Raw genomic sequence first — 25,656 nt, 5'->3', positions numbered from 1 at the left:
CCGGGGCGCAGGTATGCCCCCGTAGAATCGAGGAGTGAGCACCCCCGTCGTCCGCATGCCCCTGCCCCGAGTACCGGGTCGCGCAGGGCGTCTTCAGGATATCCCGGTCACCGGACACAAGAGGGTGCTGCTGGCTGCACCCCGTGGATACTGCGCGGGTGTGGACAGAGCCGTCATCGCCGTCGAGAAGGCTCTCGAGCGTTTCGGTGCACCGGTGTACGTGCGCAAGCAGATCGTCCACAACGTCCACGTCGTCACCGAGCTGGAGGCAGCCGGGGCGATCTTCGTCGACGAGGTCGATGAGGTTCCGCCCGGCGCGCACATCGTCTTCAGTGCGCACGGGGTTTCGCCCGCCGTCGTGTCGGCCGCGGCCGACCGTGGCCTGCAGGCGATCGATGCCACGTGCCCCCTGGTCACGAAGGTCCACCGCGAGGCCGTGCGCTTCGCCCGCGACGATTTCGAGATCCTGCTGATCGGTCACGAGGGGCACGAAGAGGTCGAGGGCACCGCAGGCGAAGCGCCCGACCATGTGACGCTCGTCGGTTCGCCCGAAGAAGCGGACACGATCGAAGTGCGCGACCCGTCCAAGGTCGTATGGCTCTCGCAGACGACCCTTTCCGTCGACGAGACGATGGAAACCGTCCGTCGCCTGCGCACGCGCTTCCCGCAACTGCAGGACCCGCCCTCGGACGACATCTGCTACGCCACACAGAACCGTCAGGTTGCGATCAAGAAGGTCGCGCGGGGCGCAGACCTCGTGATCGTTGTCGGCTCGGCCAACTCCTCCAACAGCGTCCGCCTCGTCGAGGTCGCCCTCGAGTACGGCGCGAAGGCCGCGTATCGCGTCGACTACGCCGACGAAATGCGTCAGGAGTGGTTCGACGGTGTCGAGACCGTGGGCGTCACGAGCGGGGCATCCGTTCCCGAGGTCCTCGTCGATCAGGTCCTCGCCGACCTGGCAACCGCCGGCTACCGCGATGTCGAGCAGGTGAAGACGGCCGAAGAGGACCTCATCTTCTCGCTTCCGAAGGAGCTCCGACACGATTCGGCGGGCCAGCGTGACGAGCGCGCGCTCGGCGGTCGGGGGACCACCGCGTGACGGGTGCGGCGCCCGACCGTCCGGCACGTCCCGAGTACGGCGAGTACGCCACGCCCGAAGAGCAGCGCGCTCGTATCCAGCAGCCGGATGCCACGCACGCACTGTCATCGGGGCAGTCGCTGGACGCACCCGCGCCGCCTGCTGCGCCGTACGGCACGGCATCGACGACACCTCCGGTGCTGCAACCGGGCGCTCCCGCTCCCGTGGCGCCGGAGGCATCCGGCCCCGCTCGCCCCGTTCGTCGCCCGCGCACGGTCGATCGCATCGTCACGTTCGCTCTGCTCGGCTATGGACTCTTCAACGTCCTGACATCCATCCCGGCCTTCACCGAGTACTCCACGTACGCCAACACGCTGCTCGAGATCATGGGTGTCGACGCAGAGTTCACCGGCGCGGGTCGCGGATGGGGCCTCGCCGCCGCCTTCGTACTCGGACTCGGGTGGCTCCTGACCGCCACGCTGACGTGGCTGAACCTCCGCCGCGGGCGTATCACGTGGTGGATCCCGCTCGTCGGTGGAGTCGTGTTCACCCTCACCGCGAGCGCGCTGATGATGGTGCCGCTGTTCAGCGACCCGGCGATCTGGAACGCGCTGGTCGGTTCCGTCGGCTGACTCCCGCTCGTCACGCCATTTACGATGGGCGGATGCGTCGAGTGCTCGCCGTCTGCGTCGTCCATCAGCTACGACCCGAGGCCGGCAGCGCGGGCGTGACCGCGATCGACAAGCGGCCCCTCGCGCGCGGCGCGAAGGTCGGTCCCTTCGGGCTGCGGGGTGACGTGCAGGTCAACCGCAAGCACCACGGCGGACTCGACAAGGCCGTCTACGCGTACGCACAGGAGGACGCCGCGTACTGGGAGCGCGAGCTCGGCCGCGAACTGGCGCCCGGCTGGTTCGGCGAGAATCTGCGGGTTGAGGGGCTCGACGTCAACGCCGCGCGCATCGGTGAGCGGTGGCGCATCGGTGACGCACTCGTGCTCGAGGTGACGATGCCTCGAACCCCGTGCCAGACCTTCGCCCGCTGGCTCGGCGGGCCCGACGAGCGCGGATGGGTCAAACGTTTCTCCGCGGAGCGCCGCCTCGGCCCCTATCTTCGTGTTGTGCGTTCGGGGGTCGTGCGGCCGGGCGATGAGATCGAGGTCGTGGCAGCGCCGGAGGGCGCGCCGGGACTGCTCGACGGGTATCGCGCACCTGCCTCGTGAACATCGTCTTCGAGGCACGGAACGGTGTTGTCTGGGACGCAGAGCCGAGCAGTCTGCTGCGCTTCTTGAGCGAGAGGAGCATCCTTGCTGCGGTCGATCTCGATTCTGATGGGGAGACCGTGTTTCGACTGGGTGTCGATGAGAACGGTCTGACCGCGGCGCCACGAAACTATGGAGGGCTCGGTGTCGGCGTTCATGTCGACGCGCTTGCTCAGTTGCTCCGCCAGAACGGCTTCGACGTAACGATAGACGGCGTGCCCGAGGTGCGGGGCGACGACGAGGACTTCTTCGAAGAGCAGACGCAGGACACGGTGCCCTTCGACGAGCGGGCGGATGAAACGGTTTCGCTCGAGCCACAGGTCGACGAGCGGGAAGCGGAGGTCCTGGTTCCTCGCTCTGCGCTCGCGTCGCGTCTGGGGCAGGCGTGGGCGCCGCTCCTAGCGAACAAGCTGCATACAGATGTGGAGATCGCGATAGTAAGCGGCTGGTCGATCATGAGGTTCGATGACCCCACCTTCTCTGAGGTGCCCTCAGTCTTCGTAAATCGTCGCGAACTCCCTCTCATTCGTCTTTTCCGTGGCGACATCGACGTCATCGTTATCCAGCTCAGCTCGCTCAGCGTGCGCACGGGCCATGCGGCCACCGTGACGCTGGAGCCGAGCGCCGATGCAGGGATGGTTCCGAGCGTCGAACTGTCGACCCTCGATCAAGAGGGCACGGATCTCATGCGCCGTCTTCTCTCGTCGGTTCGAGATGTTGCCGATCTTCTGGAGGAACACCGGACGTTCAACGAAGCACTGGAACTCGACCGCGACGCGCTCGCCCTTTCGCTGGCACCGCGATCGATCGGCGGCTTTGCGGATCCAGATTCTCGGACCCGGGCTGCACTCCTTGCTGTGGGCTTGCCCGTTGAGGTTGTTGAGGCAATGGTCGCGGCTGAACGGCCGGCGGGAAGCCGAATCGTGCGTCCGGCCGGGCTTGCTTCTGCCGTGGAGCGCGCAATGGTCGGGCCTGCGTCGGATCTGAGTGCGGTCGGTTCGCGACCGCCCCTTTGGGCTCGAATGGACGACTTCCTTCGCCTGCACCTGCGCACGGCGATAGCTGTTGCGATAGCTCAGATCCTCGTCGGGGCAGCATTGGTGATCGTCGGAGTGACCGTCGGTCGACCGATTCCGCTCATTTGCGGAACGATCATCGTCGGATTCGGAGCGTTGTCACTGACGGTTTCCGCCCGCCGGACGCGATCTCGAAGCCGCTAATTCATCGCGCGCCGCAGGAGAACGACGGATGCCCCGGGCGCGATCCTCCTGTGGGAAGGGCCCGGGGCATCCGGTCGCCGGATGCGGGGGATCAGCCCTGCGACTTACCCGCGGAGCCGAGCTGCTGCGTCGCTTCGACGACGCGCGCGGCCATCGCCGACTCGGCGACCTTGCCCCACGCACGCGGGTCGTAGGCCTTCTTGTTGCCGACCTCGCCGTCGACCTTCAGGACGCCGTCGTAGTTGGTGAACATGAAGCCGGCCACCGAACGCGTGAACGCGTACTGGGTGTCGGTGTCGATGTTCATCTTGATGACGCCGTTCGAGACCGCCAGGGCGATCTCTTCCGACGTCGAGCCCGAGCCGCCGTGGAAAACGAGGTCGAGCGGCTTTGGGCCCGTGCCGAACTTCGCCGCGATGCCGGCCTGGATCTCACCGAGCAGCTCGGGGCGGAGCTTGACGTTGCCCGGCTTGTAGACCCCGTGCACATTGCCGAAGGTGAGGGCGGCGATATAGCGGCCCTTCTCGCCGAGCCCGAGGGCCTCGACGGCCTTCGTCACATCGGCGACCGTCGTGTAAAGCGCCTCGTTCGAGCCCTCGTGCTTGACGCCGTCTTCTTCGCCGCCGACGACACCGATCTCGACCTCGAGGATCGCGTTGATGTTCTTCATGCGGGGGAGGAGCTCCGCGGCGATCTCGATGTTCTCGTCGAGGGGCACGGCCGATCCGTCCCACATGTGGGACTGGAAGATCGGGTTGCGTCCGGCCTTGACCTCTTCTTCGGACGCCTCGATGAGCGGAAGCACGAAGCCGGGGAGGGCTTCCTTCGGGCAGTGGTCGGTGTGCAGGGCGACCGTGATCGGGTAGCTCTTCGCGACCTCGTGGACGAACCGGGCGAACGCGAGCGCACCGGTGGCACGGGCCTTGACGGTCTGGCCGGCTAAGTAGTCGGCGCCACCCGTGGTGACCTGGAGGATGCCGTCCGAGCCCGCCTCGGTCAGGCCCTGCAGGACGGAGTTGATCGTCTGCGAACTCGAGACATTGATGGCGGGGTAGGCGAAGCCTCCAGCCTTGGCTCGATCCAGCATGTCGGCGTACTGCTCGGGGGTGGCGACGGGCATCGAGGTGCTCCTTAGGAATCGGGAGGGTGCGGCTCTCACAGATCGGGAGGGTGCGTATTCACTCTAGCGAAGCTCGTCTCTCGACCCCGGAAACGGTGCCAGGATCGGGTGGCGGCTCGGTCCTGGCCGGCGCTATCGGCGTGCGATCGCCCCGTCGTTTGCCCGACGGTAAAGAAGCGCGATTCCTTCGCCTGCGGAGACCGAGAAAGCCCGCGGTGTTGCGCGCCCCCGTCGTTAGGCTGGCGACATGGTCAGCATCACCGGCGACATGAGCCCCCTGCATCCCGATCGAAATCTCGCCCTCGAACTCGTGCGAGCGACGGAGGCGGCCTCCATTCGAGCGGTGCCGTTCATCGGCCGCGGAGACAAGCTCGCGGCGGACGCCGCCGCGGTCGATGCCATGCGGGCGTTCTTCACGACCGTGAACTTCGATGGCGTCATCGTGATCGGTGAGGGTGAGAAAGACGAAGCGCCGATGCTGTTCAACGGTGAAAAGGTCGGTAACGGGCGTGGACCGCAGTGCGACGTCGCCGTCGATCCGATCGATGGGACTTCACTGACCGCCGCCGGGCGGCAGAACGCGCTCTCGGTCATCGCGGTCTCAGATCGCGGGACGATGCTCGACGCGTCGTCGGTGTTCTACATGGACAAGCTCGTCACGGGGCCGGCGGGCGTGGGCGTGGTGGACATCCGTCTGCCGATCGGTGAGAACATCCGCCTGCTCTCGAAAGCACTGGGCAAGCCCATCGACGAGATGGTGGTGTCGGTGTTGAATCGGCCCCGCCACGAGCAGCTCATCGCAGACATCCGGGCGGCCGGTGCCGGAACGCGCCTGATGTCCGACGGAGATGTCGCCGGTGGGATCAACGCGGCGCGACACAACGCCCGCACCGACATGTGCGTCGGGGTCGGCGGCAGCCCGGAGGGCATCGTCACGGCGTGTGCCATCAAGGCTCTCGGCGGACACATCCAGGGACGGTTGTGGCCCCGCGATGACGTCGAGAAGCAGAAGGGCGCGGATGCCGGGCTGAAGACAGACGGCTATGTGTATGAGGCCGACGAGCTCGTCACCGGAGACAACACGATCTTCGTGGCGACCGGCGTCACCGACGGTCAGTTGGTGGCGGGTGTGCGGCGCGAGGGTGACTTCATCTACAGCGAGAGTGTCGTCTTGCGCGGCCGTTCGGGCACCCTTCGCCGGATCACTTCGGAGCACCTCACGTCGAAGTGGCTGTAACGCAGACCACTCCCGTGGGCCGCGGCGCCAGGCCCTTTTCGGATCGGTCTGGCAGAATGGATCGTGCCAGTCAGCGTTGACGGTGGTCCATCCACAGCACACACGGGACGGTTTTTCATGACTGCACAGGGCTTCACGGCAGTTCAGGGCTCGTCAGCGGCGCCCAACACGAAGGCGGTTCCCGGCTCGGCGACCGGTTTGGCGTCGTCGACCGTTGCTCACCCGCAGACCGGCGCCCAGGCTGTCGTCGCCGATGCGATCGACCCTGCACGACGTCAGGACGTCTTGCTGCGCGTTCGTCGCGAAGAGGGACACGAGGTCAACGCCTGGTGGCTCATCGGCGCATTCGTGGTCATTTCGGGCACGGTTGTCGCCCTCATGAGCCTCATTCCCGGCGGGGGATCGTAAGCCGATCTCGCAGCTCGCCGAGGTCGGCGACCGCCACCGGTACGTCGGTGTTCGTGCCGTCGCTGTCGTCTTCGGGGCGATCCGCACCATCTGAATCGTCGTCTTCGACCGAATCCATCAGCTCCGCCGCGGTCAGGGATCGGGGCGATGTGGTGATCGAGGTCGCCTCGGGCAAGAGCCGGGTGTCGTCGATGCCGGGGAACTGGCGCGCGGTCGCCAGCACACGCGTCTCGAGCGAACCCGCGAATCGGTTGTAGCTCTCGACCGTGCGCTCGATCGCGCGACGGAGCGAGTCCGCGTGCCCAGCGAGGGCGCCGAGCCGCTGGTACAGGGTCGATCCGAGCTCGAACAGACGCTTGGCCTCGGCCGAGACATCCTGCTGCGTCCACGAGAAAGCGACCGTCTTGAGCACGGCCCACAGGTTGACCGGGGACGCCAGTGCGACCCGTCGCGAGAAGGCGTAGTCGAGCAGGGTCGGGTCTTCGTCGAGAGCGGTGGCGAGCAGTGATTCGTTCGGGATGAAACAGATCACGAACTCGGGGCTCGACTCGACACCCGTCCAATACGCCTTCTTCGCGAGGGCGTCCACGTGTGCACGAACGGCTCGTACATGCCGCTGCAGGAGGGCCTGGCGACGCTCGGCCTGCTCGCCGGTCGCGGTGGCGGGGATCGCGGATGCCTCGAGGTACGCATCGAGCGGGACCTTCGCGTCGACCGGCACCGACGCGCCGCCGGGCAGTCGGATGACCATGTCCGGCCGGCCGGTTCCGGCATCCGTCGTCACCGAGGTCTGGATCGTGAAGTCGACGTGACGCGTGAGTCCGGCCGCCTCGACCACGCGGCGAAGCGCCGTCTCGCCCCAGACGCCCCGTGTGCCGTTCGAGCGCAGGGCGCCGGCGAGCGACTCGGTGGTGCGCCGCAGCTGCTCGTCGGACTCCAAGGATTGACGCAGCTGAGCCGAGATGGCCCCGTACTGAGCGCCGCGCTCTCGTTCGAGGTCGACGACCTGCCGCTGCATCCGATCGAGCGACTCCTGCACGGGCGCGAGGGCGCGCAACACGGCCTGGTCGCGCCGCTCTCGTTCGGCCCGCTCGGCATCGGCGCCGCGCTGAAGCTGGAGCTGCTCGCGCAACCCGGCAACGAGGGACTCGGCTCCGGTCGTGCGGGCGCGGAGTGCGGCCATGTCGGTCTGCGCACGAGCACCCCGCGCGAGCCAGCCGACGAGAGCGCCGACGACAAGCGCCGCGAGCAGTCCGAGAAGGATCAAGATGTCCATGCGCCCATGGTCGCAGGGGGGTGCGACATCGCCCGGAGCGCCGCGCGCCTCGTGCTGGCGGATCGGACGAACCCGTCAGGCGACGGCCTCAGGCTACGGCGGCCTCGAGAGCCATCGGGGCGAAGGTCGGGCCAGCCGAGACGGGCGCCGAAGGCTCGAGCCGACCCACCTTGATGCCCGCGAGTTCGGCCAGGTGCGAGACATCCGTCACTCCGTGCCGCCGCGCGGTGTCGATGACGATGTGCGCGCACGCTTCGGCGTCCGCCGTCGCGTTGTGGTGCGCGAAGTCGGCAAAGCCGGCTTCAGCCGCGGCCACCGGCAGCCGGTACGAGTCGAGCACGTACGACTTGCGGGCGAGCTGCAGCGTGCAGAGGTAACGGTAGGGCGGGCAGTCGTCGCCCGTGGCGGCGCAGGCTCGGCGCAGCACGTTCATGTCGAACCCGGCGTTGTGAGCGACGAGCACGTCGGCGCCGGCGAATGCGCAGAGGGCGTCGAGTTGGTGCGTCCACTCGGCCGCGCCCGCAACATCCTCGACCCGGATGCCGTGGATGCGCGTGTTGAACGGATTGAACTCGTCGTGGCCCGCGGGTGGGCGGATCAACCACCCGGCCTTCGCGACCACCCGGCCGGCGCGGACCCGGACCAAACCGACGGCGCACGCGGACGCGGGGCTGGAATTCGCCGTCTCGAAGTCGATGGCGGTGAAATCCAGGGGCACGACCCCACCCTCGCGCGGCCGGAGCCGCGGGAGGCGGAGGCGCGCCGGGGTCGGCGTGGAGGCCCGGCGTGTCGCGCGATCTGGCTTGACGTGGCTGATGGGTTTCGGCGTAAATCTGAAAGGAATATTGAGCGCGATAGGCCGCCTGAGGGTCGATACGGCTACCGCGGCAGGCGATATTCCTTTCAGATTTACCGCCGACCCCGGCGAGTCCGGCGGGGGTCGCGCTTCGGACGCCCGACGTAGGCTCGGCGCATGAGCGATCGCGAGCAGATGTCGACGTCGTTCGGGCGTGCCGCCGCAATATACGAGGCAGGTCGCCCCGAGTACCCCGCGGCGGCGGTCGAGTGGTTGCTCGAGCCCGTCGTCGCTCGTTCCCCGCTGCGCGTCGCCGACGTGGGTGCAGGCACGGGCAAGCTCACGCGCGCCGTGCTCGCGGGAGGGGCCGAGGTGGTCGCCGTCGACCCCGACCCCGCGATGCTCGACCAGCTGCGCGCCGGGCTCCCCGACGTGCGGACCGTCGAGGGACAGGCGGAACGGATGCCTCTGCCCGACGCATCCGTCGACGCGGTCGTTCTGGGCCAGGCCTGGCATTGGGTCGATCCCGACGCCGGGTCGCGCGAGATCGGGCGCGTGCTCGCGCCCGGCGGCGTACTCGGGCTGGTGTGGAACATCCGCGACGAGAACGTGCCGTGGGTGGCGCGCCTGACCGAGATCATGCACGGCAGCAACGCCGAGCAGCTCATCGCGGACGGGGGCCCGCGCGTGGCCGAGCCGTTCGAGACCCTCGAGCGCCGCGAGTGGACGTGGACGCGGCGGATGTCTCCCCACGCCGTGCTCGATATGGTCCGCTCACGCAGCTACGTCATCACGGCAGAGCCCGAGGAACGTGCGCGCATCGAGCGCGAGGTGGCCGATCATCTGGCGCGGCATCCGTCCCCCGAAGCCGACGGCTCGATCGACATGCCGTACGTGACGCACGCCTTCCGGGCTGTCCTACGCGGCTGAGCGCACGGGCACGGAGGATTCGCCCGGCCCGCCGCCGTAGACTCGATGCCCGTGGCTCTCACTATCGGCATCGTCGGCCTGCCCAACGTCGGCAAGTCCACCCTCTTCAACGCACTGACCCAGAACGACGTGCTCGCGGCGAACTATCCGTTCGCGACGATCGAGCCGAACGTCGGGGTCGTGAACCTGCCCGACCCGCGTCTGACGAAGCTCGCCGAGATCTTCGGCAGCGAGCGGATCCTGCCCGCGACGGTCTCGTTCGTCGATATCGCCGGTATCGTCCGCGGCGCGAGCGAGGGGGAGGGGCTCGGCAACCAGTTCCTCGCGAACATCCGTGAGGCGGATGCGATCGCTCAGGTCGTCCGCGGATTCACCGACGACGACGTCGTGCACGTCGAGGGCGCGGTCAATCCCAAGAACGACCTCGAGACCATCAATGCCGAGCTGATGCTGGCCGACCTGCAGACGCTCGAGAAGGCGATTCCGCGTCTCGAGAAAGAGGTCAAGGGCAAGAAGGCCGACCCCTCGGTGCTCGAGGCGGCAGTCGCGGCGAAGGATGCCCTCGAGCGCGGCGTGTTGCTGAGCCACTCGGGCCTCGACCTCGCGGCGATCAAAGAGCTCGGCCTGATGACATCCAAGCCCTACATCTACGTCTTCAACGTCGACGAAGCGGTGCTGACGGATGCCGCACGGCTCGCCGAGCTCGCCGCCCTGGTAGCGCCTGCCCGTGCCGTGTTCCTCGACGCGAAGATCGAGTCCGAGCTGATCGGCCTCGACCCCGAGGACGCCGCCGAGCTGCTGGCATCTACGGGTCAGGACGAGTCGGGCATCGACCAGCTCGCGCGCATCGGCTTCGACACGCTCGGCCTGCAGACGTACCTGACAGCGGGTCCGAAGGAGTCGCGCGCCTGGACGATCGGCAAGGGCTGGAAGGCACCGCAGGCCGCCGGCGTCATCCACACGGACTTCGAGAAGGGCTTCATCAAGGCCGAGGTCATCTCGTTCGATGACCTGGTTGCGACGGGGTCGGTGCTCGAGGCCCGTGCGAAGGGCAAGGCGCGGCTCGAGGGCAAGGACTACGTCATGCAGGACGGCGACGTCGTGGAGTTCCGCTTCAACAACTGACCAAGACAGCGGAGCTGACGATGAAATCCGTCGCCATATTCGCTACCCTAATCGCGGTGGCATGCCACCGATTGCACTTCCACGTGAAGAGTCACGTGAATCATTGCGGAGAGGCCTGATCACATCAGGACATGTCCGAATGGGGTGCGGCGCGAAGATGCGCCGACTTCATTCTGCCGATGCCAGGCATCGGCCGACGAGAGGACATGACATGTCGTCGAAGGACGAAAAAAACCTGAAGAACGTGATGGACAAGATCGCGAGCGTGGAAGAGCCGCGGCGATCGGTGATGCAACGCGTGCACAGCATCATCGTGACCGCAGCCCCCGACCTGAAGCCGCGGATCTGGTACGGAATGCCCGCCTACGCGACGTCGGCCAGCGCGCCCGCGCTTGTGACGCTTCGCAACGACGAGCGGTTGAATCTCGCCCTGACGGAGAAGGTGCCTTTTCGCGCCGGAGGCGGCCACGACGGGAATTTGATGCCGGCGGCGTGGTACTTCGAGGACGTTGACGAGGCCACGGAGAAGCGCATCGTCGAGATCGTCCGTTCGGTCGCCGACTGAGCGTGGATAAGAGTCGCCTCGGCGCGCTCTGAGCGGCTCGCGCGTCGGGCGGGTGGCAACCGGTGATGTGACCCCCCGTCGCGCGCCGTCACGCGGTAGCCTGCGACATGGGAAACGTCGAGCGACGGTCATCCGCGTACGAAGCCGGGCGCCGGTTGCGTAAGCGTCTGCCGCGGCGAGAATTGGCCAAGCTGGTCCTTCCCGCCGACCGGGATCCCTTCGCCATTCTCGAAGAACAGCACGCGTCGAGGCTGAAGGATCTCGTGCCCGTGCGGGTGGGACGGATGCTGCAATCGCCGTTCGCGTTCTACCGGGGTACGGCGGCGGTCATGGCGGCCGACCTGCGCCGTGCGCCCACCACCGATCTCGAAGTCGTCTCCTGCGGCGACGCGCACATCTCGAACTTCGGTTTCTTTGCCTCGCCCGAGCGCGCGCTCGTCTTCGACCTCAACGACTTCGACGAGGGCGGCGTCGCGCCCTGGGAGTGGGACGTGCGCCGGCTCAGCGCGAGCGTGCACATCGCCGGGCGCTACATCGGCTTGAGCGAGGACGCATGCCGCGCCGCGGCCTTCGCGGCGGCCGATGCATACCGCTCGACGTTGCGGGACTACTGCCGCCTGTCGACGCGGGAGCGCTACTACACCCGGGTCGATATGTCTTCGGTCGCGCGTCACTTCGGGGAGGAAGGCGAGCAGACGGTCCGCAAAGCGGCGAAGAAGGCCCGCGCCCGCACGTCGGAGCGGCTCCTGCAGCGCCTGACGACGATCTCGATCGACGGCGGCATCCGCATCGTCGATCAACCTCCCGTCCTGCGCCACGTCGACCACGCGACCCTGGGCGAGGTCACCGACCTGTTCACCCAATACCGCGCGACCTTGCGCGAAGACATCGCGTTCCTGCTGGAGCAGTACCGCGTGGTCGACTTCGCCCTGCGGGTCGTCGGTGTCGGCAGCGTCGGCACGCGCTGCTACCTGATCGCCGTCGAGGGTCCCACCGGCGACATCCTGTTCCTTCAGGTGAAGGAGGCCCCGCCGTCGGTCCTGTCGACGTATGGGGGTCGGCGGTCGCTCATCCCGGGTCGCCCCGGTGTGACGGACTTCATCGAGGGTCACCGCGTTGTGGCTGCCCAGCGGATCCTGCAGGCGAACTCCGACCTGTTCGTCGGATGGATGCGCGGCTGGGCCGGTGACGCCGCGGACCGCTATCGGGTGGACTACTACTGGCGGCAGTTCCGCGACATGAAGGGGTCGATCGACCCGGCCACGCTCAACGCCGATCAATTCCGCTCATACAGCGCGCTGTGCGCGGCACTCCTGGCTCGGGCGCACGGGCAGTCGCCCGCCTCGGCCGCGATCGTGGGCTACCTCGGCCGATCAGACGAGTTCGCCGAGGCGACGGCGGCATGGTCGGCCGCCTACGCCGATGTCGCCGAGGCCGACTTCGAGCTGCTGCGTCAAGCGGTTGCGTCCGGACGCCTCCCGGCCGAGACCGGCGTCTGAGCCGGGAGGGCCGGAGCGGTCCGCTTCGCCAACGGAACCGTCTGATTACACGATTCCCGGACTACGGTGGAACCCACCCCCGCGAACCGCGCCATCGAAGGAGATCGACATGGCCAAGACCAACAACGCCAAGCTCGACACAACCAAGGTCAAAGAGGTTCTCGCCCAAGGTGTCAAGGTTGTCGCAGAGGTCAAGGCGGTCTCGGCAGGCGCCAAGGTGGGCCTCGCCGTCGTGGGCGTCCTGCAGGTGGTGTTCGCGTTCCTGGCGTTCTGGGACCTCGCCCGGCGAGACGCGGACGAGGTCGTCGGCCCCAAGCCGGTGTGGATTCCGGTGATCCTGGTCAACTGGATCGGCCCCGCCGCGTACTACCTCTTCGGCATCCGTCACCAACGCTGACGAACCACGCAGACCCCGGGAGCCGCATGGTGCGTCGCACAACTGTGACCATGGCTGGTGCAGCCATCGTGACCCTGCTTGCCTTCACCGGATGCGCCGCAGCACCGGCTCCGGCAGACACCTCCCTCCCGGGCGCGGACGCTACTCCGAGCGCGGGACCGACGGTCGCGACATCGCCGGAACCCCCGACCGTCACGGTCAACGAGGTGCAGGGTGAGGCATGTGCAGGCCTTCGCTCCATCAGCAACTCCGCCCCGGCGGACGGCGTGGAGCGCATTCTTGGCGAGGGGCTTCCGGGTGACGCGGTGTACGTTTCTGGCTACGCGCTGCCCGAACTCCGTGACACCGGCGCCACCGAGTACGCCGCGGGCGATGCCCTGGTGAACGAGGACGGCACTCCAGCATCGTACGTCGTTGCCTCAGGGGACACGCTCTATGGGATCTCGGAGCGCTTCTGCGTCCAGTTCCCGATGTACCTGGAGTGGATCAACTCCGTGCGCCGCAACGGCGCATGGGACTGGACGACGGGGGAGGACGGCCCGTTCGAAATCTTCCCCGGCGACACCCTGAACCTCGATGCCCACACCATCACCAGCGTTGGCGATGAGCGGGGTGTCGTCTACAGCCACCAGTCGAACTTCTACATTCCGCCCCAACGCTGAGCACCTCTGGCGGTCCCTCGTCGCGCTCGGCGATACCCTGGGTAGTTGGAAACAGAGGAGCCCACGACGATGACCGAGACTCAGATCTTCGAACCCGACGCACGCGCCGTTCCCTACGCAGCCGAGGGCGAGGGCCCGGCTCTCGTGTTGATCGCGGACCGGGATTCGGACATCGACGCGCTGAGCTCGCTCGCGCACTCCGTCTCGCAGGAGGACTTCCGCGTCGTCCGGATCGGTCTGCGCCATTCCGCCGACAAAACGGATGCCGTGGGTGGGGCGGCTCGTGACCTCGCACAGGACGTGGTCGACGTCATGGATCACCTCGGCATCGAGGACGCCTGGGTCGGCGGTCACGCGTTCGGCGGCTCTGTCGCGCGTCGGGTTTCGCTCGATCACCACGCACGGGTGAACGGGGTGCTGCTGCTCGGCGTGGAGGCGGCGGATGTGGCCCCGCCGCTGGCCGACGGACTGCCCGTGCTCGTCGTGCAGGGTACCGAGGATGATGTGACGCCCCCGGCCAACGGCGAGGCGTTGCAGGCATCCGCGCCGGGTCTCGTGAGCGTCGTCCCCGTCGAGGGCGGCGGACACCTGTTCCCCACCACTCACGTGGGCGCGACCTCGTGGGCCATCGAGGACTACCTCGACTGGGACTGACCCCGCCGGATCAGCCGCGATCAAGCGCGGTCAGGCGCGGTCAGGCCCGGTCTGTTCGGGCCATCCACTGCGCGAGATGCGTTCCGGTCGCGCCGTCGCCCCGCGCGATCTCCCGGGGCGTGCCGGTCGCGACGACCCGTCCGCCCGCGTCGCCGCCTCCTGGGCCCATGTCGATGACCCAGTCGCTCGCCGCGATCACGGACTGGTCGTGCTCGACGAGCACAACCGAGTTGCCCGCATCCACCAGCTGCTGCAGCTGATCGAGAAGCAGCTCGACGTCGGCGGGGTGTAGGCCCGAGGTCGGCTCGTCCAGCAGGTAGAGCGCGTGGCCCCGGCGTGCCCGCTGCAGCTCGGTCGCGAGCTTGATGCGCTGCGCCTCGCCGCCGCTGAGCTCGGTCGCGGGCTGGCCGAGGCGCAGGTAACCGAGTCCGACCTGGCGGAGCATCTCGAGGCTGCGCGACGCTCCCGCGACGTCCGAGAAGAACTCCGCGGCGTCCGCGACGGTCATCCCCAGGACATCCGCGATCGACTTCCCGCGGTACGTCACTTCGAGGGTCTCGGCGTTGTACCGCGCGCCGTGACAGGTGTGGCAGGGCGCGTAGGTGCCGGGCAGGAACATCAGCTCGACCGAGACGAATCCCTCACCCTGACATGTTTCGCATCGCCCGCCCGCGACGTTGAACGAGAACCGGCCCGCGCCGTAGCCGCGTGAGCGCGCCTCGTCGGTCGCGGCGAAGAGCTTGCGGACGACGTCGAACATCCCGGTGTAGGTCGCCAGGTTCGACCGCGGGGTGCGCCCGATCGGCCGCTGATCGACCACGACGAGGCGGTCGAACGCCTCAGCCCCCGACACCGCTTCGATGTCGACCTCGAATGCCGCGTCTTCTGGATCCTCGGGCGTCGCCCCGAGACGATCGCGCACGATCTGCGCGAGCACCTGCGTCACGAGCGTCGACTTGCCCGAACCCGAGACCCCCGTGACCGCGGTCATGACACCGAGCGGGATGTCGGCGGATGCGTCGCGCAGGTTGTGGCGGGTGACGCCCGTGAGATGCAGCCATCCGTGGGGCGTCCGGGGCTCGCGCTCCACCGGCGCCGTCTCGGCGAAGAGGTAGCGTCCCGTGACGGAGCCCTCCGCCGCGCGGAGTCCGTCGACCGGACCCGAGTACACGACGTGTCCGCCGCCCTCGCCGGCCGCGGGACCGATGTCGACCACCCAGTCGGCGCGACGGATGACGTCGAGGTCGTGCTCGACGACGAACAGCGAGTTGCCGGAGTCCTTCAAGCGCTCCAGCACCCGCAGAAGCGGCTGCGCGTCGGCGGGATGCAGGCCCGCGGAGGGTTCGTCGAGCACGTACACGACGCCGAAGAGGCCCGAGCGCAGCTGCGTCGCGATGCGTAGGCGCTGCGCCTCGCCGGGCGACAGGGTGGTGGAGTTGCGGCCGAGGCTCAGGTAGCCGAGGCCGAGATCCAGCAGCACCTCGACGCGAGAGATGACATCGGTGGCGATGCGATCCGCCGCCTCGCCATCACCGGCGGCCGTCGCCGCATCCGCTCCCGCACGCAGCTCTGTTGCGAGCTCGGCGAACGGGATCGCGTTCATCTCGCCGATCGACCGGCCGTTGAACGTCACGGCTCGGGCGTCGGGACGCAGGCCGCTGCCGCCGCATTCCGGGCACGGCATACTGCGGACGAAGCGCATGGCCTTCTCGCGCATCCGCTCGCTCTGCGACTGCCCGAGCACGTGCATCACGTGCGCCCGCGCGCTCCAGAACTTTCCATAGTAGCCGTGGTCGACGCGGCCCTCTTCGGGTTCGATGAAGACGGACGGCTGTTCGTCGGTGTACAGCAACCAATCGCGATCTTTGCGGGGGAGCTTCCGCCACGGCTTGTGGATGTCGATGTCCAGGCCTCGCACGATGCTGCGCAGGTTCGCGCCCTGCCAGGCCCCCGGCCAGGCGGCGATCGCTCCGTCGCGAATGCTGAGGGTGTCGTCGGGCACGAGGAGTTCTTCGGTGACGTCGTGCACCGTTCCGAGACCGTGGCACCGCGGGCAGGCGCCGGCGGCGGTGTTCGGCGAGAACGCCTCGGCCGACAGGTGTGACGCTCCCGCGGGATAGGACCCGGCGCGCGAATAGAGCATGCGGACCAGGTTGGACAGCGTGGTGATCGTGCCGACCGTGGAGCGAGAGCTCGGCGCGCCCCGGCGCTGCTGCAGCGCGACGGCGGGCGGCAGCCCCGTGATCTCGTCGACGTCGGGTGCGCCGACCTGGTTCAGCAGGCGCCGCGCGTACGGCGCCACCGACTCGAAGTAACGCCGCTGCGCCTCGGCGTACAGCGTGCCGAACGCGAGCGAGGACTTGCCCGAACCCGAGACGCCGGTGAAGACCACCATGCAGTCGCGCGGGATGTCGATCGCGACATCCTTCAGGTTGTGCTCGCGCGCGCCGCGCACCCGCACCCAGCCATCCAGATCGTCCCGTGTCATGTCATCGACGGTACGCGGGTGTGCTCGACCGCGCTGGGGGTTGCGTCACCGGCGTAAAGCGGCATGCGGGGAATACGGCGTCCGGATGCCTCGTTGCTGGTCAGGTCGGGTCGCACATCGTGACCCGACTTTTCTGCGAAGGGCTCCATCTGTGAAACTGTTCTCCCCGCTGACCGTCGGCGATCTCGAGTTGGCCAACCGTGTCGTCATGGCGCCGCTCACCCGTACGCGTTCCGGCGCGGATGGCGTGCCGGGTGTACTCGTCGCTGAGCACTACGCGCAGCGGGCAGGTCTCGGCATGATCATCACCGAGGGTGTCTATCCGACCGCGGAGTCGCGGGCGTACCCCGGTCAGCCGGGAATCGTCACCGAGGAGCAGGTCGCGGGATGGCGCGCCGTCGCCGATGCCGTCCACGCCGAGGGCGGGCTGATCGTGATGCAGGTCATGCACGGTGGCCGCGTCTCACATACGGACATCACGGGGACGCCGCGCATCGTCGCCCCCAGCGCGATCGCCATCGAGGGCGAGGTGCGCACGCCGCTGGGCAAGAAGCCGTACCCCGTGCCGCACGCGCTGACGACGGATGAGCTCGCGCAGGTTCGCGACGAGATCGTCGCAGCCGCGGTTCGCGCGATCGACGCAGGTATGGACGGTGTCGAGGTGCACGGAGCGAACGGCTACCTGCTGCACCAGTTCCTCTCGCCGGTCTCGAACCAGCGCACCGACGCATACGGCGGATCGCCCGAGGCGCGCGCGAAGTTCGTCGTCGAGGTGACGAGTGCGATCGCGGATGCCGTGGGCGCGGGACGTGTGGGAATCCGGCTCTCCCCGGCCCACAACATCCAGGACGTGTTCGAGACGGATGCAGACGATGTGAAGGCCACGTACGAGGCCGTCGTGACCGGCCTCGCGCCGCTCGGCCTTGCATACCTGAGCGTGCTGCACGCTGAGCCCGCCGGTGACCTCGTGCAGTCGCTGCGTGCTGATTTCGGCGGCACCTTCATCGCCAACAGCGGCTTCGGAAAGCTCACGACGAAGGACGAGGCCATCGACTTCGTCGCGAACGGGTCGGCCGATGCGGTCGCCGTCGGACGGTTGGCCATCGCCAACCCCGACCTCGTCGAGCGGTGGCAGGGTGGTCACCCCGAGAACGAGCCGAACCCGGCGACGTTCTACGGCCTGGGCGCCGAGGGCTACACGGACTACCCGCGCCTCTCCGCCTAGCGCACCCGGTGGGGTGCTGCCCGTGACGGGGTGGCCCCACCGGAATGCGAAAATCAATTCATGACCGCAACTCTCGTCGCGCGCGGACTCGCCGGCGGGTACGGCCACCGCACTCTGTTTGACAACCTCGACCTCACCGTCGCTCCGGGTGACGTGGTCGGTGTCGTCGGAGCGAACGGCGCCGGCAAGTCCACCCTCCTGCGGCTGCTCGCGGGAATCGACGAGCCCCAGGCAGGCACGGTCTCGCTGGCACCCGCCGACGCTTTCGTCGGCTGGCTGCCGCAGGAGCACGAGCGGGTCGAGGGCGAGACGATCGCCGATTACATCGGCCGCCGCACGGGGTGCGCGCAGGCGACGGCAGCGATGGATGCCGCGGCATCCGCTCTGGGGGATCCCGCACCCGCGACGGGCACCGACGCTGATCCGGCGGACGTCTATTCGGCGGCGCTCGATCGCTGGTTGGCGAGCGGCGCGGCGGATCTCGACGAGCGAATCCCCGTGGTGCTCGCCGACCTGGGGCTGGACCTGCGCCTCGATCTTGGCGCCGCGAGCGCCGAACACGCCCTGATGACTTCGCTATCGGGGGGTCAGGCGGCTCGTGTGGGACTCGCGGCGCTGCTGCTGTCCCGCTTCGACATCGTGCTGCTCGACGAACCCACGAACGACCTCGACCTCGACGGCCTCGAACGGCTGGAGGCGTTCGTGCGCGGGCTCCGCGGCGGCGTTGTTCTCGTCAGCCACGACCGCGAGTTTCTTGCGCGCTCCGTGACGCGCGTTCTCGAACTCGACCTCGCCCAGGCATCCAATCGCGTCTTCGGCGGCGGGTACGACGCGTATCTGGAGGAGCGCGAGACGGTGCGGCGCCACGCGCGCGAGAAGTACGACGAATTCGCCGACAAGAAGGCGGACCTGGTGTCACGAGCTCGCACGCAGCGGGAGTGGTCGAGCCAGGGCGTCCGCAACGCGATGAAGAAGTCGCCGGACAACGACAAGATCCGCCGTAAAGCTGCCACCGAGTCGAGCGAAAAACAGGCGCAGAAGGTGCGTCAGATGGAGAGTCGGATCGCGCAGCTCGACGAGGTCGATGAGCCCCGCAAAGAATGGCAGCTCGAACTCACGATCGGCGCGGCACCGCGCTCGAGCACGGTCGTCTCGACGCTGAACTCTGCGGTGTTCCGGCAGGGATCCTTCACGCTCGGTCCGGTATCGCTGCAGGTCAACGCGGGGGAGCGGGTCGGGATCACGGGGCCCAACGGCGCCGGCAAGTCGACCCTGCTGCGGGCGCTGCTGGGGCGGCAGGCGCCCGACGAGGGCTCCGCGAGCGTGGGCGCGAACGTGCAGGTCGGCGAGATCGACCAAGCACGGTCGCTTCTCACCGGCACCCGAGCGCTCGCCGATGTGTTCGAGGGACTCGTTCCCGCCCTCGCATCGGGAGAGGTCCGCACCCTGCTCGCGAAATTCGGGCTGAAGGCCGATCACGTGAACCGAGCCGTGGATGAGCTCTCGCCGGGCGAGCGCACGCGGGCCGCCCTGGCGCTGCTGCAGGCGCAGGGCATCAACCTGCTCGTGCTCGACGAACCGACGAACCATCTCGATCTGCCGGCGATCGAGCAGCTCGAAAAGGCTTTGGAGTCATACGTGGGCACACTGCTGCTCGTGACGCACGACCGTCGGATGCTCGACACCGTTCAGACCGACCGCCACTGGCGGGTCGAGGCGGGGCAGGTCACCGAGCTGTAAGAAGACGCCGCGGCCGGAGCATCCGGATGTCTCGGACGAACGTCCTGACTAACGGCCCTGACTAACGGCCCTGACTAACGACCCTGACGCTTCTTGAAGGGCTTCGGTTCGCCCTTGACGACGGGCGCGCGGCCCTTGCCCTTCGAGGCCTTCGCTTTGCCGCCCGCGGGCCCACCCGTTTTGGCCGCGGGCGCGGGGGCGTGGGCGATCTGCTGCTGCGCCTCGATGAGCAGGAGCTTGCCGGCGGGTGTGAGCGTCCACCCGGACTTGCTGCGGGTGACGATCGGATGCCCGACCTCGGCCTCGAGCTTGTCGATCGACGTGTACAGCGATGCGAGCGGGATGCCGAGGGTTTGCGCCGCGCGGGGCGCGTGCAGGTCTGCGGCGGTCAGCGCCACGAATCGGCGGAGGAGCGTGATGTTCACCGTTCGCCTTTCGTCGTCGCGGAAGCAGGTAAGGGCGCTGCCCAGGCTACCGGGCGTGCGGGCAGCAGCCGGCGCTTGCCGCCGGATGCGCGATGTGGAGACGGCACGCGGCTCGTGTGTTGAGCGAGCCGCGCGCCACGCGGGTTGGCCGCCGAACGTACGGGTTGCACGCGAGTGCACGACCTCGGCACCGTGCCAGGGTCGTGCACTCGCGTGTTGGCCGTGCACTCGGGAGGAGGGGGGACGCTCCGCCGGGGCCGCTACGGGGCTTGCGGTGTCGTCCCGGTCGGGACATCCGGTGTGTCAGTCGTGGGAGGGGCCGAGGCATCCGGGTCGATCCGTGTCTGCCACGGCCGCTGCGTCCAGAACTCCAGAAGCTGGGCGCCGAGGCCGAAGAACACCATCGCGAGCCAGACCACCACGTTCAGCCACGGGACCTGCAGCGCCACGATGAGGATCAGGCCGCCGAGCAGCGCCGTGACGACCGGATGCTGCCCACCGCGCAGCATGAGCCGTCCGAGGTAGTAGGCCCCGAAGACGAACGTCGCGAGCGTCAGCACGGTCCAGACCAGGCCGAGGGCCAGGGCGAGGGGTGCTCCGATGATCGTGATGAGCAGGAACAGCAACGCGAAGGGCACGGCGATGGATGCCACCAACCCGACGAGAAGCGCCTTCCACGGCGACGGCACCAGGTGATCCGTCACCCGGTTCAACCACCGGGGGATGAGGAGCCCGGCGAGAAGCGTGACCACGCTCAGGGCGACGAGTGCATACAGCAGCCCGAGCACCCAGCCGGCGAAGATCGCCCAGGGTGAGACCTGCACGTCGGACGACCGCTGCGTCTGGACGAAGTCCACGGTTCCCGCGACGGCGCCATCGGTTATCTGGCCCTCGCGCTGGCCGTAGTACGTGAGGTTGCCGCCGACCGTGCCATCGATCGTCAGGCGGCCGACGGAGAGGAACGCGTCCCGCCCGACCTCGCCCGAGATGCGGACGTCGTTGGCGGCGCCCACGAGGTCGCTACCGAACGATCCCGTGTCTGTCACCGCGACGCTCGCGGCGAAAACGGTGCCGCTGCGGGTGACCTCGCCGCTGACCGTCACATCCTGTGCCGCGAGCCGGACGTCGCCGTCGACGGTGCCGGTGATCGTGATGGTCTGCGCCGCCGCGATCACATCACCCGTGACGTCGCCGCTGATCGTGACGCTCTGCCCGGCGGCGTAGACGTCTCCGTCGACCGTGCCGGACACATCGAGCGTCGCTCCGCTGTAGAACTGAGGGCCCTCGAGGTCGTCGGTCGCGGCGGCGTACGAGACCGATGTGCCAGCGGCGGCAAGGGTGTTCGGCGGCGTCGCGGCGACCGCGCCCGTCCCGGTGCCGAGCACGAGGATGCCGGCCGCGAGGGCGGCGGCAGCGAATCGATAGGTCTGTGACACGACGCTCATGGCGTGGCCTCCTGGTTCGAGTGAAGCTCGTGATGTCAACGCTCCACCCGTCTGCCGATGCCTGACAGGGCCGTTGGCCCCGCCACGGGACCTTCGTCTCTGCGACAGCCGCGCGCGAGGGCGGATGCTGAAGGCATGGCTTCCTCGACCCCTCTCGCACCCGCACCCGCATCCGCGCCGCATTCGTACACGGTCCGTGCAGGCGTGGCGCCCGGGCATCCGGCGGTTGCGAACGCAGGCTCTGAAGCGATCGCCTTCGACGGCAGTTGGGGTGCGCCGGAGCCCAGCGGGCTGCCGGGACCGGCCGACCTGCTGGCATCCGCCTTCGCCGCGTGTCTGCTGAAGAACGTCGAGAGATCGTCGCAGCTCATGCCGTTTCGATACCAGGGTGCCGACGTCGTCGTCACCGCGCATCGACAGGACAGCCCGCCGCGGTTCTCGAAGATCCACTACGAGCTCTCTGTCATCACCGACGAGCCCGCGCGGCGCGTCGAACTGATGCACGCGAACCTGCGCCGATACGGCACGGTTTTCAACACGCTCGCGAGCGTGTGCGAGGTCGACGGCACGGTCGTTGCGGTGCCCACGGCATCCGTCCAGCCGTCCGTGAGCCTTCTGTCGCGCTAACGGAGGAATGGTCCCTCGTCAACCCGGGCGCGGGGCATCCGTTCCGGTGAGACGCTCAGGCTTCGGCAATCGAGAGGAACGACCATGTCGGACACACGAGACCCCGCAGAAGAGCAGCAGATCGCAGACCCGGAGCCCACGGGGCCGCGGGATGGCGAATACGCCCCGGCCATCGATGCCGCGGGCATCGGTCAGGAGGACCCGGACGCGCCCGAACTGGACGACGTCGGCCCGGATTCTGACGACGAATAGCAATTCCGAGCACGAGCAACACTTCAGCGAGGAGACCAGATGACTGACGAAATGATGAACAGCGGCATGACGGATGACGAGGGCACCTCGGTGCCCAATCAGCCGCTCAGCGACAACGACACCTCCCTGGCTCCGGACGCGGACGCAGACCCGGCGCAGGCGGAGTGGGATGGCCGCCTCAGCGAGACCGGAGCCCCGCTCGCGGAACCCGCGACCGCGACGGGCGCCGACCCCGCGGAGATCCCGGCGGACGACGACGACATTCCCGCGACAGATGTTCGTGCCGGACTCGACCAGCCGGAGTCCCAGGGCGAGAGTCCTCTCGTCGCCGACCTCGGTGACGAGGGTGAGGGCGACCTGTCGCCCGAGGACCTCTGAGAGCCGGGCCCGCGGCGTCCTGAGCACGCATCCTCTCGTCGAGTCCGCCGGGTACTGCCGAGTCCGCCGGTTGTGCTCGGTGCATACCCGGCGGGCTCGACGGGAACCGGCGGGCTCGACGCCGGTCTGCGGCTATACCTGGGGCAGCGGATAGCGGCGGCGCAGGAGAAGGCGCTGGACCAGTGTCCAGGCGACCGTCACCGTCAGGTACAGCGCCGCGGCGAGTGGAACGAACAGCAGCACGACCGCGGTCGCGTACTGCAGCAGTCCCAGTGCGCGTTGGGCGCCCGCGGATGTCAGCGGTGAGGCATCCGCATCCGCGTCTGCTCCTGCGACAGGCGCGCGCAACGCGCGGCGTGTGATCTCGGCGACAACGCACACGATCGCGATCAGGATCCCGAACACGACCCCGATCCCGGGGTCGATTGTCCCGAGCGAGCCCAGCACGCTCGTGCCGAGGGGCACCCCGGCCAGTTGCTCGGCGAGAAGCGCGTTCGGGTGTCCCGCGATCGAGGTGTGGAGGAACAGTGCATAGATGATGCCCACCACGGGAGCCTGAGCCAGCACCGGCAGGAACCCGGCGAAGGGCGAGGTGTTCTCGTCTGCGTACAGCTTCATCATCTCCCGCTGTTGACGCTCGCGGTCGCTTTTGTAGCGCTTCTGGATCGCGCGCAGGCGCGGGGCGAGACGAGCCCGCGTCTGCTCGGCTTTCGCCTGCGAGACGCCCACGGGGATCAGCGCCGTCCGCACGGTCAGGGTCAGGAGCACGATCGCCACCGCGGCGGATGCGTCGCCAGCGACGGGTTGAAGGATGTCGGTCAGCCACATCATCGCCGCGTACACGGCGTCGAGGAGGGCGGCGAGTGGGGGGAGGGAAAAGAGGTCCACGGAGGTTCCGATCGTCGAGTCTGGGTAGGCGGCGTATAGCCGCGACAGACGTCGGCGAAGCACCCCGCGGGCGGGGGCGGACTACCGAGGGCTACGCGGCCGAGGCCGCGATACCCGGGGCTCGAGGGCGGGAATGGCCCGCGGCGTCCGGATCGCTCTGAGCCGGTGGCGTCGCGATGCCGATCGAGCCGTCCGGACGGATGTGCGTGCCGGGTGCGGATGCATCGAGGCGGACCAGGTGGGCCAGCGCCGCGAGCGTCGCGACGGCCGCGATGACGAGCGCGACCAAGCCGATCGTCGCACCCGAATCCAGCGCGGGAGCGACCCCCGACGCGAGCAGAACGAGGCCGATGAAGGCGGCGAAGAGCTCTCGCATCACGCATCCCCTCTCATCCGCCCGAGCTTTCACGCTAACACCTGAGGGTCGCGCGGCCGGCCCGAGGTCCTCTACCGCCGGGCCATCGGTCTACCGCTCGGAGTGAAGCACGGGGCCGGATCGGGGGCAAGCCCGGTGCACAGCCGACAGGTCTTTGACAGGCTGGTGCTCGCCAACCCTCACCGAACGGAGGCGACACGCATGTGGTTCGATTCCTGGTCCGATCTCGGGCGCATCCTGGTCCTCGGGACGGCGGCCTACCTCACGGTCATCGTCGTGCTGCGGATCTCCGGCAAACGCACGCTCGCCCAGCTCAACGTCTTCGACTTCGTCGTCACCGTCGCGTTGGGTTCCATCCTCGCGACCGCGCTGCTGAGTTCAACGGTGTCGTGGGCGGATGGCGCGACCGCATTCGCGCTGATCGCCGCGCTGCAGTTCGTCATCGCGTGGATCTCGTCGCGCTGGCGAGGCGCACGACGCATCCTCACCTCGGAGCCCGTATTACTGCTCTCGGACGGCGTCATGCGACCCGAGGCCCTCCGACGAGCGCGACTCGCCGAGTCGGAGGTGCGGCAGGCGATCCGCAGCTCAGGATCGGGCGACATCGCGGACGTCGGCGCCGTCGTGCTCGAGACGAACGGCAAGGTCAGCGTCATCAGCGCCAGCAAGATGGGTGACGGCTCGGCGCTCGCCGGTGTCGTCGGTGCCGACCGGCCACCAGCTCCGCGGGCGTAGCGTCGGGGCATGGTGACGCGACTGCTGCTGATCTCGGACACGCACGTCCCCGATCGGTCCCGTGCCATTCCCGACGAGGTGCGGGCGGCCGCCGATGCGGCGGATCTCATCATTCACGCGGGGGACTGGACCCGGGCATCCGTCCTCGACGATCTGTCTCAGCACGGCGAGCTGGTGGGCGTGTACGGCAACAACGACGGCCCCGACCTGCGCTCGCGCCTACCCGAGATCGCGCGACGCGAGATCGAAGGCGTGCGGTTCGCGGTCATCCACGAGACGGGTGACGCGAAACGTCGGCACGCGTGGACGGATGCCGCGTTCCCCGAGACCGACGTCCTGATCTTCGGGCACAGCCATATCCCGTGGGACTCGGTCACCCCGGGTGGCCTTCGCCTGCTGAATCCGGGCTCACCCACCGATCGCCGCCGCCAGCCGCACCGAACGATGATGACGCTCACCGTGGATGCCGGCGTGCTGCGTGACGTGACGCTCGTGCCTCTGGGGGCGCCCTGAGGCGACGGTGGTTTCAGCCCCGGGCGAGCGCGTCCCAGTTGATGTCCATCCGCTCCGGGCGGGACGTCGAGATGCGCGCGGGCAAGACGCCGCCGACCTTCGGCCAGTGCTTGCGCGTCGTCACGACCTCCGTCGCCACCCGCACCGGTTCTACACCCGGCGCGTCCGGCACGATCTCGATCTGGCAGGCCTGGTATCCCCAGCGGCGAGTCGGTTCCGAAACCGAGACGATCATCACCGTGCCGTTCACCGCGTCGGCGATGGGGTCACCCAGCATCCGCTCGAGCTGTCGGGCCATGTTCTCGATCTCGTCCACACGCCGAAGCCTATCGGCGCTCG

The 25,656-nt window shown here is 68.4% G+C and carries 30 protein-coding genes; 20 read left to right on the top strand and 10 right to left on the bottom strand.

Translation table 11 applies throughout. The features are described 5' to 3' along the window. Positions 1–55 precede the first annotated feature (55 nt). From ACIQ0W_RS05070 to ACIQ0W_RS05055, 4 genes are read left to right on the top strand one after another with little or no spacing between them, the layout of a single operon-like run. Entirely contained in the window at positions 56–1,099 is a 1,044-nt protein-coding gene (locus tag ACIQ0W_RS05070; RefSeq protein WP_396641882.1) for a 4-hydroxy-3-methylbut-2-enyl diphosphate reductase, read from the top strand. After that, complete coding sequence (locus tag ACIQ0W_RS05065) at positions 1,096–1,710, top strand: DUF6264 family protein (protein ID WP_396641719.1); 615 nt, start codon at positions 1,096–1,098, stop codon at positions 1,708–1,710. The genes ACIQ0W_RS05070 and ACIQ0W_RS05065 overlap by 4 nt, the downstream gene beginning before the upstream one ends. 32 nt (positions 1,711–1,742) lie before the next feature. Continuing rightward, on the top strand, positions 1,743–2,297 hold the full coding sequence (locus ACIQ0W_RS05060; protein WP_396641718.1) for an MOSC domain-containing protein: 555 nt from the start codon (positions 1,743–1,745) through the stop codon (positions 2,295–2,297). Next, on the top strand, positions 2,294–3,556 hold the full coding sequence (locus ACIQ0W_RS05055) for a hypothetical protein (protein WP_396641717.1): 1,263 nt from the start codon (positions 2,294–2,296) through the stop codon (positions 3,554–3,556). The genes ACIQ0W_RS05060 and ACIQ0W_RS05055 overlap by 4 nt, the downstream gene beginning before the upstream one ends. A gap of 91 nt (positions 3,557–3,647) precedes the next feature. Here the strand turns inward: ACIQ0W_RS05055 and fbaA are convergent, their stop codons facing one another. Beyond that, entirely contained in the window at positions 3,648–4,676 is a 1,029-nt protein-coding gene (gene fbaA, locus ACIQ0W_RS05050; protein WP_396641716.1) for a class II fructose-bisphosphate aldolase, read from the bottom strand. 247 nt (positions 4,677–4,923) lie between these two features. On the opposite strand from fbaA, the gene glpX reads away from it, so the two are divergent. Both glpX and ACIQ0W_RS05040 read left to right on the top strand, forming a co-directional pair. Next, positions 4,924–5,913 (top strand): class II fructose-bisphosphatase, encoded by a 990-nt coding sequence (gene glpX / locus ACIQ0W_RS05045; protein WP_036294698.1) that lies wholly within the window; start codon positions 4,924–4,926, stop codon positions 5,911–5,913. 117 nt (positions 5,914–6,030) lie between these two features. Next, positions 6,031–6,321, top strand: a complete 291-nt coding sequence (locus ACIQ0W_RS05040) for a hypothetical protein (RefSeq protein ID WP_396641715.1) — start codon at positions 6,031–6,033, stop codon at positions 6,319–6,321. Here the strand turns inward: ACIQ0W_RS05040 and ACIQ0W_RS05035 are convergent. Together ACIQ0W_RS05035 and ACIQ0W_RS05030 are read right to left on the bottom strand one after the other, a co-directional pair. After that, positions 6,299–7,597 carry a DNA recombination protein RmuC gene (locus ACIQ0W_RS05035; protein ID WP_396641714.1) on the bottom strand — a complete coding sequence of 433 codons (1,299 nt, stop codon included), beginning with the start codon at positions 7,595–7,597 and terminating at the stop codon, positions 6,299–6,301. The genes ACIQ0W_RS05040 and ACIQ0W_RS05035 overlap by 23 nt on opposite strands. Before the next feature lie 88 nt (positions 7,598–7,685). After that, positions 7,686–8,315, bottom strand: a complete 630-nt coding sequence (locus ACIQ0W_RS05030) for a 3'-5' exonuclease (RefSeq protein WP_396641713.1) — start codon at positions 8,313–8,315, stop codon at positions 7,686–7,688. Positions 8,316–8,570: 255 nt separating this feature from the next. On the opposite strand from ACIQ0W_RS05030, the gene ACIQ0W_RS05025 reads away from it, so the two are divergent. The 7 genes from ACIQ0W_RS05025 to ACIQ0W_RS04995 all read left to right on the top strand — a co-directional run bounded on the left by ACIQ0W_RS05025 (position 8,571) and on the right by ACIQ0W_RS04995 (position 14,225). Next, the gene (locus ACIQ0W_RS05025) at positions 8,571–9,323 is read left to right on the top strand and encodes a class I SAM-dependent methyltransferase (protein WP_396641712.1); all 753 of its coding nucleotides are present in this window, start codon (positions 8,571–8,573) and stop codon (positions 9,321–9,323) included. Between the two features lie 51 nt (positions 9,324–9,374). Then, a complete protein-coding gene (ychF, locus tag ACIQ0W_RS05020) occupies positions 9,375–10,448 on the top strand; it encodes a redox-regulated ATPase YchF (protein ID WP_304687156.1) in 1,074 nt (357 codons plus the stop codon). A 211-nt stretch (positions 10,449–10,659) separates the two neighbouring features. After that, positions 10,660–11,013 carry a DUF1801 domain-containing protein gene (locus ACIQ0W_RS05015; protein WP_396641711.1) on the top strand — a complete coding sequence of 118 codons (354 nt, stop codon included), beginning with the start codon at positions 10,660–10,662 and terminating at the stop codon, positions 11,011–11,013. Positions 11,014–11,120: 107 nt separating this feature from the next. Then, entirely contained in the window at positions 11,121–12,512 is a 1,392-nt protein-coding gene (locus ACIQ0W_RS05010) for a DUF2252 domain-containing protein (RefSeq protein ID WP_100813709.1), read from the top strand. A gap of 109 nt (positions 12,513–12,621) precedes the next feature. Continuing rightward, entirely contained in the window at positions 12,622–12,909 is a 288-nt protein-coding gene (locus ACIQ0W_RS05005) for a PLD nuclease N-terminal domain-containing protein (protein WP_100813775.1), read from the top strand. A gap of 50 nt (positions 12,910–12,959) precedes the next feature. After that, positions 12,960–13,571: a hypothetical protein gene (locus ACIQ0W_RS05000; protein ID WP_396641710.1), complete on the top strand. Its 612-nt coding sequence runs from the start codon at positions 12,960–12,962 to the stop codon at positions 13,569–13,571. A 69-nt stretch (positions 13,572–13,640) separates the two neighbouring features. Continuing rightward, entirely contained in the window at positions 13,641–14,225 is a 585-nt protein-coding gene (locus tag ACIQ0W_RS04995; RefSeq protein ID WP_396641709.1) for an alpha/beta fold hydrolase, read from the top strand. A gap of 40 nt (positions 14,226–14,265) precedes the next feature. Here the strand turns inward: ACIQ0W_RS04995 and uvrA are convergent, their stop codons facing one another. Continuing rightward, the gene (gene uvrA, locus ACIQ0W_RS04990; protein ID WP_396641708.1) at positions 14,266–16,713 is read right to left on the bottom strand and encodes an excinuclease ABC subunit UvrA; all 2,448 of its coding nucleotides are present in this window, start codon (positions 16,711–16,713) and stop codon (positions 14,266–14,268) included. After that, entirely contained in the window at positions 16,710–16,862 is a 153-nt protein-coding gene (locus ACIQ0W_RS04985; protein WP_396641707.1) for a hypothetical protein, read from the bottom strand. The genes uvrA and ACIQ0W_RS04985 overlap by 4 nt, the downstream gene beginning before the upstream one ends. 2 nt (positions 16,863–16,864) lie before the next feature. Here ACIQ0W_RS04985 and ACIQ0W_RS04980 point away from each other — a divergent pair, with 2 nt between their 5' ends. Next, the gene (locus ACIQ0W_RS04980) at positions 16,865–17,938 is read left to right on the top strand and encodes an alkene reductase (protein WP_396641706.1); all 1,074 of its coding nucleotides are present in this window, start codon (positions 16,865–16,867) and stop codon (positions 17,936–17,938) included. A gap of 60 nt (positions 17,939–17,998) precedes the next feature. Next, positions 17,999–19,678, top strand: a complete 1,680-nt coding sequence (locus ACIQ0W_RS04975; RefSeq protein WP_396641705.1) for an ABC-F family ATP-binding cassette domain-containing protein — start codon at positions 17,999–18,001, stop codon at positions 19,676–19,678. A 74-nt stretch (positions 19,679–19,752) separates the two neighbouring features. Here the strand turns inward: ACIQ0W_RS04975 and ACIQ0W_RS04970 are convergent, their stop codons facing one another. Next, a complete protein-coding gene (locus tag ACIQ0W_RS04970; protein WP_036297521.1) occupies positions 19,753–20,103 on the bottom strand; it encodes a LysR family transcriptional regulator in 351 nt (116 codons plus the stop codon). A 260-nt stretch (positions 20,104–20,363) separates the two neighbouring features. Continuing rightward, positions 20,364–21,548 (bottom strand): hypothetical protein, encoded by a 1,185-nt coding sequence (locus tag ACIQ0W_RS04965; protein WP_396641704.1) that lies wholly within the window; start codon positions 21,546–21,548, stop codon positions 20,364–20,366. A 135-nt stretch (positions 21,549–21,683) separates the two neighbouring features. Here ACIQ0W_RS04965 and ACIQ0W_RS04960 point away from each other — a divergent pair, with 135 nt between their 5' ends. The 3 genes from ACIQ0W_RS04960 to ACIQ0W_RS04950 all read left to right on the top strand — a co-directional run bounded on the left by ACIQ0W_RS04960 (position 21,684) and on the right by ACIQ0W_RS04950 (position 22,805). Continuing rightward, the gene (locus ACIQ0W_RS04960) at positions 21,684–22,175 is read left to right on the top strand and encodes an OsmC family protein (protein WP_396641703.1); all 492 of its coding nucleotides are present in this window, start codon (positions 21,684–21,686) and stop codon (positions 22,173–22,175) included. A gap of 84 nt (positions 22,176–22,259) precedes the next feature. Next, positions 22,260–22,427 carry a hypothetical protein gene (locus ACIQ0W_RS04955; protein WP_396641702.1) on the top strand — a complete coding sequence of 56 codons (168 nt, stop codon included), beginning with the start codon at positions 22,260–22,262 and terminating at the stop codon, positions 22,425–22,427. A gap of 39 nt (positions 22,428–22,466) precedes the next feature. Continuing rightward, on the top strand, positions 22,467–22,805 hold the full coding sequence (locus tag ACIQ0W_RS04950) for a sugar ABC transporter ATPase (protein ID WP_396641701.1): 339 nt from the start codon (positions 22,467–22,469) through the stop codon (positions 22,803–22,805). 132 nt (positions 22,806–22,937) lie between these two features. Here the strand turns inward: ACIQ0W_RS04950 and ACIQ0W_RS04945 are convergent, their stop codons facing one another. Then, entirely contained in the window at positions 22,938–23,693 is a 756-nt protein-coding gene (locus ACIQ0W_RS04945; RefSeq protein ID WP_396641700.1) for a YidC/Oxa1 family membrane protein insertase, read from the bottom strand. A 91-nt stretch (positions 23,694–23,784) separates the two neighbouring features. After that, entirely contained in the window at positions 23,785–24,069 is a 285-nt protein-coding gene (locus tag ACIQ0W_RS04940) for a DUF6412 domain-containing protein (RefSeq protein WP_396641699.1), read from the bottom strand. A gap of 201 nt (positions 24,070–24,270) precedes the next feature. Between ACIQ0W_RS04940 and ACIQ0W_RS04935 the strand changes: the two genes are divergently transcribed. Then, positions 24,271–24,804, top strand: a complete 534-nt coding sequence (locus tag ACIQ0W_RS04935; RefSeq protein ID WP_396641698.1) for a DUF421 domain-containing protein — start codon at positions 24,271–24,273, stop codon at positions 24,802–24,804. Between the two features lie 9 nt (positions 24,805–24,813). Beyond that, positions 24,814–25,317, top strand: coding sequence for a metallophosphoesterase family protein (locus ACIQ0W_RS04930; RefSeq protein ID WP_396641697.1), 504 nt, complete (start codon positions 24,814–24,816; stop codon positions 25,315–25,317). Positions 25,318–25,330: 13 nt separating this feature from the next. Here ACIQ0W_RS04930 and ACIQ0W_RS04925 read toward each other — a convergent pair whose 3' ends face one another. Next, positions 25,331–25,633: a hypothetical protein gene (locus ACIQ0W_RS04925; RefSeq protein WP_396641696.1), complete on the bottom strand. Its 303-nt coding sequence runs from the start codon at positions 25,631–25,633 to the stop codon at positions 25,331–25,333. Positions 25,634–25,656 lie beyond the last annotated feature (23 nt).

The sequence above is a fragment of the Microbacterium sp. genome, from assembly GCF_044340635.1.
Classification (GTDB): domain Bacteria; phylum Actinomycetota; class Actinomycetes; order Actinomycetales; family Microbacteriaceae; genus Microbacterium.
This window is presented reverse-complemented; position numbering and strand designations above follow the sequence as displayed.

What these genes read in the sequence shown, in the direction of transcription:
- ACIQ0W_RS05040 (WP_396641715.1), top strand. Translation starts at nt 6,031, where the DNA reads ATGACTGCACAGGGCTTCACGGCAGTTCAGGGCTCGTCAGCGGCGCCC.
- ACIQ0W_RS04940 (WP_396641699.1), bottom strand. Translation starts at nt 24,069, where the DNA reads ATGCGAGAGCTCTTCGCCGCCTTCATCGGCCTCGTTCTGCTCGCGTCG.
- fbaA (WP_396641716.1), bottom strand. Translation starts at nt 4,676, where the DNA reads ATGCCCGTCGCCACCCCCGAGCAGTACGCCGACATGCTGGATCGAGCC.
- ACIQ0W_RS05005 (WP_100813775.1), top strand. Translation starts at nt 12,622, where the DNA reads ATGGCCAAGACCAACAACGCCAAGCTCGACACAACCAAGGTCAAAGAG.
- ACIQ0W_RS04930 (WP_396641697.1), top strand. Translation starts at nt 24,814, where the DNA reads ATGGTGACGCGACTGCTGCTGATCTCGGACACGCACGTCCCCGATCGG.
- ACIQ0W_RS04985 (WP_396641707.1), bottom strand. Translation starts at nt 16,862, where the DNA reads ATGGAGCCCTTCGCAGAAAAGTCGGGTCACGATGTGCGACCCGACCTG.
- uvrA (WP_396641708.1), bottom strand. Translation starts at nt 16,713, where the DNA reads ATGACACGGGACGATCTGGATGGCTGGGTGCGGGTGCGCGGCGCGCGC.
- ACIQ0W_RS04975 (WP_396641705.1), top strand. Translation starts at nt 17,999, where the DNA reads ATGACCGCAACTCTCGTCGCGCGCGGACTCGCCGGCGGGTACGGCCAC.
- ACIQ0W_RS05070 (WP_396641882.1), top strand. Translation starts at nt 56, where the DNA reads ATGCCCCTGCCCCGAGTACCGGGTCGCGCAGGGCGTCTTCAGGATATC.
- ACIQ0W_RS04995 (WP_396641709.1), top strand. Translation starts at nt 13,641, where the DNA reads ATGACCGAGACTCAGATCTTCGAACCCGACGCACGCGCCGTTCCCTAC.
- ACIQ0W_RS04955 (WP_396641702.1), top strand. Translation starts at nt 22,260, where the DNA reads ATGTCGGACACACGAGACCCCGCAGAAGAGCAGCAGATCGCAGACCCG.
- ACIQ0W_RS05035 (WP_396641714.1), bottom strand. Translation starts at nt 7,597, where the DNA reads ATGGACATCTTGATCCTTCTCGGACTGCTCGCGGCGCTTGTCGTCGGC.
- ACIQ0W_RS04965 (WP_396641704.1), bottom strand. Translation starts at nt 21,548, where the DNA reads ATGAGCGTCGTGTCACAGACCTATCGATTCGCTGCCGCCGCCCTCGCG.
- ACIQ0W_RS04960 (WP_396641703.1), top strand. Translation starts at nt 21,684, where the DNA reads ATGGCTTCCTCGACCCCTCTCGCACCCGCACCCGCATCCGCGCCGCAT.
- ACIQ0W_RS05025 (WP_396641712.1), top strand. Translation starts at nt 8,571, where the DNA reads ATGAGCGATCGCGAGCAGATGTCGACGTCGTTCGGGCGTGCCGCCGCA.
- ACIQ0W_RS05060 (WP_396641718.1), top strand. Translation starts at nt 1,743, where the DNA reads ATGCGTCGAGTGCTCGCCGTCTGCGTCGTCCATCAGCTACGACCCGAG.
- glpX (WP_036294698.1), top strand. Translation starts at nt 4,924, where the DNA reads ATGGTCAGCATCACCGGCGACATGAGCCCCCTGCATCCCGATCGAAAT.
- ACIQ0W_RS04950 (WP_396641701.1), top strand. Translation starts at nt 22,467, where the DNA reads ATGACTGACGAAATGATGAACAGCGGCATGACGGATGACGAGGGCACC.
- ACIQ0W_RS04935 (WP_396641698.1), top strand. Translation starts at nt 24,271, where the DNA reads ATGTGGTTCGATTCCTGGTCCGATCTCGGGCGCATCCTGGTCCTCGGG.
- ACIQ0W_RS05000 (WP_396641710.1), top strand. Translation starts at nt 12,960, where the DNA reads ATGGCTGGTGCAGCCATCGTGACCCTGCTTGCCTTCACCGGATGCGCC.
- ACIQ0W_RS05015 (WP_396641711.1), top strand. Translation starts at nt 10,660, where the DNA reads ATGTCGTCGAAGGACGAAAAAAACCTGAAGAACGTGATGGACAAGATC.
- ACIQ0W_RS05010 (WP_100813709.1), top strand. Translation starts at nt 11,121, where the DNA reads ATGGGAAACGTCGAGCGACGGTCATCCGCGTACGAAGCCGGGCGCCGG.